The 11737-nt window shown below is 59.8% G+C and carries 10 protein-coding genes; all 10 read left to right on the top strand.

The genetic code is table 11. The features are described from left to right. Nucleotides 1-8: 8 nt before the first annotated feature. The gene (locus tag RCO31_RS15560) at nucleotides 9-1010 is read left to right on the top strand and encodes an ABC transporter ATP-binding protein (protein ID WP_308969498.1); all 1002 of its coding nucleotides are present in this window, start codon (nucleotides 9-11) and stop codon (nucleotides 1008-1010) included. Between the two features lie 24 nt (nucleotides 1011-1034). Then, on the top strand, nucleotides 1035-2039 hold the full coding sequence (locus tag RCO31_RS15555; RefSeq protein WP_308969322.1) for an isocitrate lyase/PEP mutase family protein: 1005 nt from the start codon (nucleotides 1035-1037) through the stop codon (nucleotides 2037-2039). Between the two features lie 65 nt (nucleotides 2040-2104). Then, the gene (locus RCO31_RS15550) at nucleotides 2105-3952 is read left to right on the top strand and encodes an ABC transporter substrate-binding protein (RefSeq protein ID WP_308969321.1); all 1848 of its coding nucleotides are present in this window, start codon (nucleotides 2105-2107) and stop codon (nucleotides 3950-3952) included. A 27-nt stretch (nucleotides 3953-3979) separates the two neighbouring features. Then, nucleotides 3980-4954, top strand: coding sequence for an ABC transporter permease (locus RCO31_RS15545; protein ID WP_308969320.1), 975 nt, complete (start codon nucleotides 3980-3982; stop codon nucleotides 4952-4954). A gap of 108 nt (nucleotides 4955-5062) precedes the next feature. Beyond that, nucleotides 5063-5902, top strand: a complete 840-nt coding sequence (locus RCO31_RS15540; RefSeq protein ID WP_308969319.1) for an ABC transporter permease — start codon at nucleotides 5063-5065, stop codon at nucleotides 5900-5902. 2 nt (nucleotides 5903-5904) lie between these two features. Beyond that, the gene (locus RCO31_RS15535; protein ID WP_308969318.1) at nucleotides 5905-6918 is read left to right on the top strand and encodes an ABC transporter ATP-binding protein; all 1014 of its coding nucleotides are present in this window, start codon (nucleotides 5905-5907) and stop codon (nucleotides 6916-6918) included. Between the two features lie 27 nt (nucleotides 6919-6945). After that, entirely contained in the window at nucleotides 6946-7809 is an 864-nt protein-coding gene (locus tag RCO31_RS15530; protein WP_308969317.1) for an isocitrate lyase/PEP mutase family protein, read from the top strand. A 92-nt stretch (nucleotides 7810-7901) separates the two neighbouring features. Then, nucleotides 7902-9875 (top strand): FAD-dependent oxidoreductase, encoded by a 1974-nt coding sequence (locus RCO31_RS15525; RefSeq protein WP_308969316.1) that lies wholly within the window; start codon nucleotides 7902-7904, stop codon nucleotides 9873-9875. Nucleotides 9876-9885: 10 nt separating this feature from the next. Continuing rightward, the gene (locus RCO31_RS15520) at nucleotides 9886-10323 is read left to right on the top strand and encodes a tripartite tricarboxylate transporter TctB family protein (protein ID WP_308969315.1); all 438 of its coding nucleotides are present in this window, start codon (nucleotides 9886-9888) and stop codon (nucleotides 10321-10323) included. Next, nucleotides 10221-11737: tripartite tricarboxylate transporter permease (locus RCO31_RS15515; protein WP_308969314.1), on the top strand; the 1517-nt coding region annotated here is incomplete at its 3' end. The genes RCO31_RS15520 and RCO31_RS15515, both read left to right, overlap by 103 nt.

Raw genomic sequence — 11737 nt, 5'->3', positions numbered from 1 at the left:
AGGTGAGCATGCCCGCACCACAGACGACGACCGCCGTCATCGACGTGCGGGATCTCCGAAAGTGGTATCCGCTGCGTCAGGGCTTCCTCGCATCTTTGCTGAATCTCAACCGCCGCTACCTGAAAGCTGTCGATGGCGTCAGCTTCGCCTTGCGCGAAGGCGAAGTGCTTGGTCTTGCCGGTGAGAGCGGCTGCGGAAAGTCCACGACCGGTATGACCGTGCTGCAGCTTCATCCGGCCAGTGGCGGTGTCGTCAGTTTCGACGGACGCGATCTGGTCTCGGTGAGCGGCGGCGCCGAGATGCGCACATTCCGGCGCAAGGCGCAGATCGTCTTTCAGAACCCCTATGAATCTTTGAATCCGCGCTTCACGATCGAGCAGAGCGTCGCCGAACCGATTGTGATCCATTTTCCATCCAACGCCGTGGAGCGACGGCGTCGCGTTGTCCGCGCGCTCGAGATGGCGGGATTGGTTCCGGCCGAGAATTTCCTGCAACGCTATCCGCACCAGCTTTCGGGCGGGCAATTGCAGCGGGTCGCCATCGCCCGCGCGATTTCCGTCGAGCCGAAATTTCTCGTCGCGGACGAGCCGGTCTCGATGCTGGACGTCTCGATTCGTGCAGGCATTCTTAACCTGCTCCGCCATTTTGCGACCGAGCTACGCATGGCCATTCTGTACATCTCACACGACCTCTCGACCATGCGCCACATCTGCAGCGATGTGGCGATCATGTACCTCGGTCGAATCGTCGAGAAAGGCCCGGCAGCCGATGTCCTCGACAACCCGCAGCACCCCTACGCGCAGGCGCTGATGGCAGCGGCGCCTGTCATGGGCGCCCGCAAGCGCGACCGCGTCGAGTTGAAAGGGGCGCTGCCGAACGCCATGAACGTCCCGCAGGGTTGCCGGTTTCATCCGCGCTGTCCACAGCGCATGGCCGTTTGCGAAACCGACGACCCCGCATTGAGACCGACAACCGCAGGCCGCATCGTAGCCTGTCATCTCTATCAATGATCTGAGCAGGGCAAGGAGAACGGCATGCGTCTTCGCGACAGTCAGATTAAAGACAAGCCGAGCACCCATTTGAAACGCCTTCTTCGCGAAGGGCCGCTACCGGTTGTCAGCGTCTGGGGCGGAACAGCGCATCACGCGCAATTGGCGGAAGCGACCGGTTTCGCCTATTTCGGCATTTCCGGCTCGAACACCTCAGCGCACCTGCTCGGCCTGCCGGACTCCGGCTTCATCACCATGAGCGAATTGGTCGAGAACACCCGCCGCATATGCCAGGCGGTCTCCATTCCTGTGGTCGTCGATTGCGACACCGGGTTTGGCAACGCCATCAACACGCTCCGCACGGTCGACGAGATCATCCGTGCAGGCGCTGCCTCGCTGTTCATCGAGGACCAGGTTGCGCCGAAACGCTGCGGCTTCGTTAAGGGCAAGGAACTGATCACGATCGAGGAAGCCGCTGGCAAGTATCGTGCAGCATGCGATGTGCGGGATGATCTCGACCCCGACTTCATCATCCAGGCACGAACCGATGCGCGGGGCGCAGTCGGCGGAGGCATGGACGAGGTGATGCGGCGCTGCGAAGCGTATCTGAAGGCCGGCGTCGATCTGATCTACGTCGAGGCGCTGCAATCACGCGAGGAAATCAGAGCCGTACGCGAAGCTTTTCCGGATGCGCTGCTCAAGGTCACCCCTTACGCGATCAATCCAGCTGTGACCACCGAGGAGATGAAGGAATTCGGCGTCTGCACGGTCGGCGTGCACATCACGAAGATCGGCGCGGTGCTGATGTATGATTTCCTCAAGGACTACGCCACGCGCGGTTCCGACGCCTTTAATGAGTTCGCGGACAGGTACAAAAACCATCCGCTCGGCGGCTTCGGCGTCTTCGATCTCACAGGATTCCCGAAGGTTACGGAACTCGAACAGAAATATCTGTCGCCGGAAAAATTGGCTCGCTACGATAAGTCGCTTGGCGTCTACGATCCACGGGTCGGGCACTCCGGCGCGGTCGAGCAGCGAGCCGCCGAGTAAGCTCCAATAATAAACAAACAAAGCCTAGGGAGGATCTGATGGCGAGAGATCGCGAGAAGTGTCCAATGGACCGCCGTTCCCTGCTTCAATTGATGTCGGTCCTTGGGGGCAGCATGGCGCTGCCCTCGTGGCCGTCGACAGCCACAGCGCAGGAGGAGGCGTTTAGTCTAGCGAATCCCAGCTATGCAAGAATGTACGACAACATCTCGGGCTTCTACTTCAAGGACGACGTTTGGGCGAAGGAGGCCCGCGCGCGTCTGAAATGGCCTACACCTGGTCAGCCGGTCCATGACATTCGGGTCGTCGTTCCAGCAGACGCGCCGGACACGGTCGATGCATTTCGGAAATGGTCGACCGACGCCAAGGAGATCGGCATTCGCTATCAAGTCGAACAGGCCTCGCAGGCCCGCTGGCTGGAACTGATCAACAAGCACCAGCACGGAGACATTGAGGTCCATCCCTCGATCCTGCGGCCCGAGCGCATCGATCCCGCTGAATGGTTGGTCTCGCGCGCCTACGGATTCGACCGGCGCAACTATGGCGAATGGGTGAACGAACAGTATGACAAGCTGATAGACCTGCAGACGTCGGAGAGCGACAAGGACATGCGCCTCAAATACGTCAAGGACGCCCAAAAAATTCTTTGCGACGATCTGTATACCTGCCAGTTCGGCTGGGGCCCGGCCATTATCGAGGCCTATAACGCCGCGGACTGGGACAATGTGGTGCGCGTGCGCGGGTTTGGCATCTCCAACTTCAACGCCATCCAGAGCTTTATCGGCATGAAGCCGAAAGGCGCCAAGAAAAGCGTACGCGTCGGCATGACGGCGCTGCTCGAGACGACCAACATTATCGCTGCCGGCAACAACATGCGCTCGATCGGTCGTATGATCTACGACCGCCTTGCTTACTTCGACGAAAATCTCAACACGATTCCCTGGGCGCTCGAGTCGTGGAAGCAGATCGATGATCGCACCTGGGACATCAAGTTGCGCGATGGCATGCAGTTCCATGACGGCAAACTGGTGACCATTCGCGATCTGCAGTTCACCTTCGATTTCATGCGCAAGCACGAGCGCGGTATTTTCTGGACCGCCAACCGCTTCCTGGCCAGCACCGAAATCACCGATGAGGGTGCGCGTATCATCCGTGTCAAGTTCAAGGAGCCTTACGCGCAATTCGAAAGCTATTTCCTGCAGCTCAATGTGATTCTGCCGCAGCACATCTGGGGCAACATCATGCAAGAGCAGAAGATCGCCGACGACCCGCGCCAGCTCCGCATCGACAAGCCGATCGGCAGCGGCCCCTTCATGTTTGGCCGCCATCGCAAGGACACTGAGCTTCAGCTGACGACCAACAAGAAGCACTTCTCCAAGCCCAGCATCAATGAGATCTGGATCGTCGCGACGCCGACACTCGACGGCCTGCTCGGCCGTCTCGAAAGCCAGGAGATCGATTTCATTGAGTCGAGCGTCATCAGCCTGAAGCCAAGCCAGGTGAAGCAGGCGGAGGCCATGCCGCATGTGAAGATCGTCAAGACCGACGACATCAACTGGTATCATGGCGTCGTTCGCATGCCGTGGCTGCCGTGGCGCGATTACGAGTTCCGCCGGGCGTGGCAGCACTCGATCGATCGTGCGTTCCTGGTCAATGTCCCGTGGGAAGGCGCAGGACGCTTGCCGAAATCCAACAGCTTTCTCGTCGAAGGCAGCCCATGGAACAATCCTGACGTGCCCGCGATACCCGAATTCGATCTCAAGAAGGCGAAGGATATCCTGCAGGCGGCCGGCTACACCTGGGGAAGCGATGGCCGCCTGCTCTATCCACCAGCCGACAACAAGGGCTTTCGCGATCGCGTGAACCGGGTCGTCAAGGAAGGATACACCTGGGGCGGCCTCAAGATGTTCAGCTAGTCGCAACACGCGAGCAGGAACGGCTGCATGAACGGCTTTCGGAATTACGTGCTGCGGCGGCTGATGCTGCTTGCATTCGTGATCTGGTGCATTCTCACCATCATGTTCGCGCTGTTTCAGTTGCTGCCCGGCGATCCGACCATGATGTTCATCGACAGCAATTTCTCACAGGACATGATCGACCGGCAGAAAGCGCTCTGGGGGCTCAGCGACCCGCTCTGGCTGCGATATGTCCGGTACCTCTGGAACATGCTGACGTTCGATTTCGGGCGCTCGTTCTTCCAGAGCGAGCCGGTGAGCGAAATCATCGGCTCCAAGATCAGCAATACCTGCCTGATGATCGTACCGGCTCTGATCGTATCGATCGTATTCGGGACGTGGATCGGCGCGGTCGCCGGATGGAAGCGCGGGAGCGCATTCGAACATGCGACCGTCGGCATTTCGCTGTTCCTGCATTCGGTGCCGTCGTTCTTCGTCGGCATTCTCGCGCTGATGGTGTTCTCTTATCAGCTCCGCTGGCTACCTCCCGGTGGCATGGTTTCACCGGGCGGGGTCGAAGGATTCTGGCCGACACTGACATCGCAAGACTACTGGATGCATCTTCTGCTGCCCGGGCTCGTTCTTGTCAGCCGCGAGATTACCGGGCCAATCCTGTTACTGCGTTCGTCGATGCTGGAGGTGAAGGGCAGCGACTTCCTTGATATTCTTCGTGCAAAGGGCCTGCCGGAGAGCGGTATCGTTATGCACGCAACGCGCAACGCCCTACTCCCGCTGGTCACATACATCGCTGTCATGACCGGCGCGCTGTTTCAGGGGCAGGTACTGCTCGAAACCATTTTCGCCTGGCCCGGCATTGGCCGTGAACTGGTGCATTCGCTCGGCGATCTCGATTATCCGGTCGCGCAGGCGGCACTCTATGTCATGGCGCTGGCAACGCTGGCGTTCAATTTCGTCGCCGACCTGCTTTACGGCCTAATCGATCCCCGAGTGACATATGCGTAGGGCCCCTCAATGACCGACTTTCCGAGAGTTGAGTCCCGCATCAATCAGGCTTGGCCTAAAGGGGCCGCTGGCGCCGTCGCAGCATCGATCGGGCGCGGACTGCAGAGCATGAGGGTCTTTCGACGATATCCGTCTGCTCTGATCGGTCTGGCGCTCGTTGCCGTCATCGTGCTGGCAGCGTGCTTCGCGCCGCTGATCGCGCCCTACGGTGCGTTTGAGGTTGTGCGCGGCGCGAACGGCGGCGTGGTGCGGCTATCGCCACCAACACCCGTGAACTGGATGGGGACGACCAACCAGGGCATGGACGTCTTCAGTCAATTGATCTGGGGCGCACGTGTGGCCCTGATGGTCGGACTGATATCGGCGCTTGGAAGCGTGCTTCTCGGAACGATCGTCGGCCTTGTATCCGGATATTTCGGTGGCTGGACGGACGAGGTGATGATGCGCGCGACGGACGTCGCGTTCGGAATCCCCTTCCTGCCCTTCGCGATGGTTGTCATCTCGATCGCCTCGCCAAGTCTGGCGCTGATCATCGCGTTGGTGATTTTCTTTCTATGGCGCACCACGGCGCGAGTGATACGTGCGCAAGTCCTGACGCTGAAGACCCGGCCGTTCGTCTGGGCGGCCAAGGCAGCAGGCGCTGGACACTTCAATATCCTGTTTCGACACATCGCGCCAAATGTGCTGCCGCTCAGCTTTCTCTACATCGCCATCGGAGTTCAGGCCGGCGTCATGCTTGAGGCCGCGTTGTCGTTCCTCGGCTTCGGCGATGTACACGCGCTCAGCTGGGGTCGCATGCTCAACGATGCATTCAAGGCCGGCGCCATGCGTACTGCCTGGTGGTGGGTGCTTCCACCCGGTCTCGCGCTCTCGATCTTCGTCATGTCGATTTTCGTCATCTCGCGGGCGTACGAGGAAATCCTGAACCCGAGACTGCGGAACCTTTGAAGATGACCGCTCTTCTCGACGTCAGAAATCTGTCGATCGGTTACCGGACCTCTCGCGGCGAGGCGAAGGCTGTCGATGGCATCTCGTTCACGATCGAGCCCGGCGAGTATCTTGGCCTTGTCGGCGAATCGGGTTGCGGCAAATCGACGATCGCGAAGGCGTTACTTGGCATCCTCCCGGAGGGGGCGCGCGTGTCGGGAACTGTCAAGTTCAAGAACACGTCGCTGGTTAATCTCAGTCAGGCCGATTTCCGAAAGATCCGCTGGACCGGTATCTCACTGGTGCCGCAGAGCGCGATGAACGGCTTCGATCCCGTTTATACGATCGGCCAGCAGATCCGCGAAGCTATCGAAAGCCATCGGCAGCTGCCGGCAGCTGAGCGCGACCGACGCGTCGAGGAGCTGTTCGCACTTGTTGGTTTGTCGAAGGTACGTCTGAAGGACTACCCACATCAGTTCTCCGGAGGCATGCGGCAGCGGGCAATGATCGCAATGTCGATGGTGCTCGACCCCGCGCTGATCGTTGCCGATGAGCCAACCACGGGGCTCGACGTCATCGTCCAGGACCAGATCATGCGCCGTATGAAGGAGATTCACGAGCGGCTCCGCAAATCCATGCTGCTGATTACCCACGACATGGCGGTCGTCGCGGAGAATTGCGACAAGATCGCCGTCATGTATGCTGGCCGTATCATGGAATACGGCGACGAACGCGTGTTCCGCGAGCCGCATCATCCGTACACGATGGGTCTGTGCGCGGCGTTTCCCGAGTTCGACGACCGCCGCCGTGAACTGATCTCGATTCCAGGCGCGCCACCGGATCTGTTGAACCCACCTACCGGATGCCGGTTTCATCAACGCTGCCCGTTTGCGACCGCGCAATGCGCGGTGGAGACTCCGCCAGAAGTCGAGATATCGCCAGGACATGTGGCGGCCTGTCATTTTGTCGACCGCGCTGGAGAGTTTCGCAAGCGATCGATCAACCCCGAAACGTGGCGCCCACCTCAATTGGCATAATCCAACCACAGAGACTGGAGATACGAGATGAGCAAGTCTGGAGATCTGCGCGAGTTGCTACGGCAGAACAAGATGCTGGTCGTGCCCGGCGCATTCGAATGCATCAGCGCACGAACGATCGAACAAGCCGGCTTTCAAGCCGCCTATATGACAGGCGCGGGAACCGCCGCAACTCTCGGCTTTCCCGATTACGGGCTGATCACGATGACAGAAATGGTCGCGAATGCGGGCCGCATGGCGAGCGTCCTGAGCATTCCGCTGATCGCCGACGCCGACACCGGCTATGGCAACGAACTGAACGTCATTCGCACGATCCGGGAGTATCAGAAGCACGGCGTGTCTGGCGTCCACATCGAGGACCAAGGCTTTCCAAAGCGGTGCGGACATCTCGACAACAAAGAAATCATCTCGCTTGACGATTACATCGCCAAAATTCGAGCTGCCGTCTCTGCGAGGACCGACCCCGACTTCCTCATTATCGCGCGCACCGACTCCCGTGCCGTGCTCGGTTTGGAGGAGGCCGTCAAGCGAGCCAATGCATCGCTCGACGCCGGCGCTGACATGGCCTTCGTCGAGGCGCCGCAGACTGTGGAGGAAATAGCCGCAGTGCCGAAGCTGGTGAAGGGGCCCTGCCTGCTCAATGTGGTCTGGAAAGGCAAGACCCCGGATGTGCCGCTCAAGGACGCCGAGAAATTCGGATACAAGCTCACGATCTTGCCTGGGATGCTGTTCAAGGCGGTGATCGGCATCTGCGATCACATGCTCGAAGGCCTGAAGCGCGAGAACGCCCACCCTGCACTTCCCAAGGACATGTCTATCCGCGAGGGCTTTGCGCGCGTTGGTGCCGCCGAGTGGGATCCTTTTCGGGACCAGTTCCGCAGACCGAATTGAACACGGTTTTCCGCAACACCCGTGCTCGACGCGTGCCCCCACAAGAAGGTTCGAGACGGAATCCGGTACCAGAGTTCTGAAGGACGACACTGATGACTGGCCCCTTCCCGCACTTGTTCGAGCCAATCTCGCTTGGGCGACGCGAAGTCAAGAATCGCATCATGAGGGTGGCGACGACAGCCAACCTTGCCGATCGCAATCGTGTCGGCGAGCGGCTCGTGGAATTCTATCGGACGTTGGCGAAAGGCGGTGTCGGCACCATCGTCACGGAAGCGCTGCGAATCTCACCGCAGGAAGCATACGGTCCGGGAGCTCTCGTGGTTCACGACCGGCCGGCTATTGAGGGGCTACGCAAGCTCGCCGACGTATGCCATGCGGAAGGTGCGCTCTTGATCGGTCAGCTCAACCACGGTGGCCGCCAGCATCTTGCATCACGTGTGGTTCCGCACCTGGTCGGCCCGTCAGCCGTCGCCTGCCCGCGCAGCGGTGGTGTTCCGCACGCACTCTCAAAGCGTGAAGTCCGGGAGCTGATTGAGCAGTACGTGTCGTGCGCCGTACACTGCATGGAAGCAGGCCTGGACGGCGTGGAAATTCACGGTGCACAGGGGCACCTCATTCAACAATTCGTTTCACCGTTCTCCAACCGTCGCACGGACGAATACGGCGGCAGCGCAGAGAACCGGCTGCGCTTCCCACTTGAGATCATCGAAGGAGTGAGGCAGCGGCTCGGCCAGCGCACGATCGTTGGATATCGATTAGGGGTTGAGGAGTTCACAGAAGGCGGGCTCACGATCGATCAGACACTTGAGATCGCACAATCGCTCACCGCTGACGGCCATCTAGATTATCTCTCGCTCAGCCAGGGGAATTTCAACACGATCGAAACCCATCTGCCGGACCGTCACTGGCCCATCCTCGCATTTCGGGACATCCAGGCCCGGTTCAAGCCGGCCGTCCGTAACGTCAAGGTTATCGCGAGCACCCGTATCCAGGGACCGGAAGAAGCAGAACGCGTACTCGCTGGCGGCGAAGCAGACATGATTGGCATGTGCCGCGCTTTGCTTGTCGACCCGGAATGGCCAAACAAGGCCCGTCGAAATGAAGCCGACAGCATCCGGCGTTGTATCGCCTGCAACCAATGCTGGGGCTGGATCTCTGGCGGCGAACCGATTGCCTGCGCGACAAATCCCGTTGCCGGCAGGGAATACCAGTTCAAGAAGCTTGTGCGCGCCGAAAGTGCCCGCCACGTGGTGGTGGTCGGCGGCGGGCCAGCCGGGCTGGAGGCCGCGCGCGTCGCGGCCCTACGTGGCCACAAGGTTACGTTGCTTGAGGCGGAATCCGAACTCGGCGGCCGACTAAAGCATGTCCACAACGTCTCTCATTATGAAGAGATGAAACACCTGTTCGATTTTCTCATTCCGCAAGCCAGGAAGGCCGGCGTCAGCATTAAGCTTGACGCGCGGGGCACGGTGGAGAGCATCCTGGCCGAGCAGCCCGACGAGATCATCATTGCGACCGGAGCAACGCCAACCGTACCGGACATACCCGGAGACGGATCGGTTCCCGTGTTGACGGGGAATGAAAGTGTCGACCTCAGGGGACGCGATGGACGCAACGTCATCATGATGGATGACGATGGTTATTACTGGAGCGCTGCCATGGCGGAGAGTCTGGCCGCATCAGGCAAACAGCTGACGATTACGACCCGCTTCTTCGAAGTATTCCGCGAGATACCGATCGTCTCTCGCATCGCCATGTTGCGGGAGATGGACAAGCACGGCGCCGCCCTGAAGTCGAGCACGTATGTAGCCAGGACTTCCAATGGCGGGGCAATTCTGTCTCACTACCTGACCCAGCGCGAAGAGGTGGTGGAAAACGTCGCAGCCATTGTGTGGGTGGGATCAGCAGATCCGAACGGATCGCTGGCAGACGAACTGCAGGATGCGGGGGTGGAAAAAATCAGAATTCGGACGATCGGGGATGCGTTTTCTCCGCGACGTCTGCCGCAGGCGCTCGTCGAGGCACATGCCGCCGGACGCGCGATCGGATCGCCCGCGCTGATCTAGAGGTATTGCCGTGGCAGAACGGGCGCTCAACGTTATCTGGATCGTGGTGGGAATCGCGATTGTCGCAGTCGCTCCACGTTACACCATCATGACAGCTATGGGTCCCGGAGGCGGCCTTGTCCCGATGGTGGCAGGTCTCGTGGTGGCGTGTTGCGGTCTGCTCCTTCTTCTCCGCCCCACTGCACCGTCGCCGGTTGATTGGCCTTCGCGAGGCGGATGGATGCGTATGGCAACCATCGCCGGTGGACTTGCTGCAATCACGCTGCTCATGCCGCGCTTGGGCTTCATCCTGACCGTCTTTCCCATCGTCATCCTGTTGATACAGGCTGTCGAACGCAAGAGCTGGTGGTCGGCCCTACTGACCTCGGCCATAGCAACGATCGGTGTGTACTTCCTGTTTACGCGCCTGCTGGCAAGTACACTGCCGCGCGGGCCGCTAGGTTTCTGAGACCGACCATGGACATACTCCAGGGCCTCATGCATGGCTTCGCCATCATTCTCGAGCCCAGCAACCTCTTCTATTGCTTTATCGGCTGCCTCGTCGGCACTTTGATCGGCGTTCTCCCAGGGGTTGGTCCACTTGCTGCGCTGTCAGTGCTGCTGCCGATCACATTCGTTCTGCCGCCGGTTGGCGCCATCGCCATGCTGGCCGGCATCTTCTACGGCGCGATGTACGGCGGATCCACCACCTCGATTCTTGTGAATATTCCGGGTGAAGCGGCATCGGTCGTGACATGCCTCGACGGCCACGCGCTCGCACGACAGGGACGTGCGGGAGCGGCATTGGGCATGGCAGCGATCGGCTCGTTCGTGGCTGGAACGCTGAGCGTCGTGGGACTCACGCTGTTCTCGCCATCCTTGACCTCCGTCGCCTTGCACTTCGGCCCGCCGGAGAACTTCGCGGTCATCCTGCTCGGATTTATCGCCACGATTTTCATGGTGCAGGGTTCAGCGGCTAAGGGCTTCATCGTCATGGCCCTCGGCGTCTTCTGCGCCTGCATTGGCATCGATCAAGTCAGTGGGGAGGACCGATTTACGTTCGGATTTACGAACCTCACCAACGGGTTTGATCTCGTTCCCGTCGTCATAGGCCTTTTTGGTGTTTCCGAGATCCTGCTGAACCTGGAGCATCCGTCGGCGCGCAAGACTATTACCGACAAGATCATCGGCCTGCTGCCGACGCTCGAGGACTGGGCTCAGTCGTGGAAGGCCATTCTGAGAGGCAGCTTTCTCGGATTCGGAATCGGCATCCTCCCGGGCGGCAGTCCGGTCACAGCGTCATTTGTCTCTTATGCCTTGGAACGCCGGGCCGCCAAAGAACCCAAGCGCTTCGGCAAAGGCGCTATCGAAGGCGTCGCCGGGCCGGAGTCGGCGAACAATTCGGCGGTTGCCGGCGGAATGATCCCGCTGCTGTCGCTTGGCCTTCCCAGCAATTCGGTCACGGCTCTTCTGCTTGGCGCGCTGATTATTCAGAACGTAACACCAGGCCCCCTCCTGGCCTCGCAGCATCCGGATATCTTCTGGGGTGTGATCGCGAGCATGTATCTCGGCAACGTCATGCTCCTGATACTCAACCTGCCGCTTATCGGTTTATGGGTGCAGCTGTTACGCGTGCCCTATCGCATCCTATTTCCGCTTATTCTTCTGCTCGCTGTCGTCGGGTCCTACTCGGCAAACAAGAACATCTTCGACCTGTGGATCATGCTTGGCTTCGGTGTAGTCGGCTACGTGTTGCGCAAGCTCGCCTACGAACTCGCGCCATTTGCTTTCGCACTCGTCCTGACACCGCAATTGGAGCAAGCTTTTCGCCAGTCGCTGATCATGTCCGGCGGAAATCCAATGATCCTCGTACAGCGGCCAAT

The sequence above is a fragment of the Bradyrhizobium sp. LHD-71 genome (assembly GCF_031157255.1).
Lineage (GTDB): Bacteria > Pseudomonadota > Alphaproteobacteria > Rhizobiales > Xanthobacteraceae > P52-10.
The sequence above is the reverse complement of the archived record's forward strand: the minus strand, read 5'-3'. Positions and strand labels throughout refer to the sequence as shown.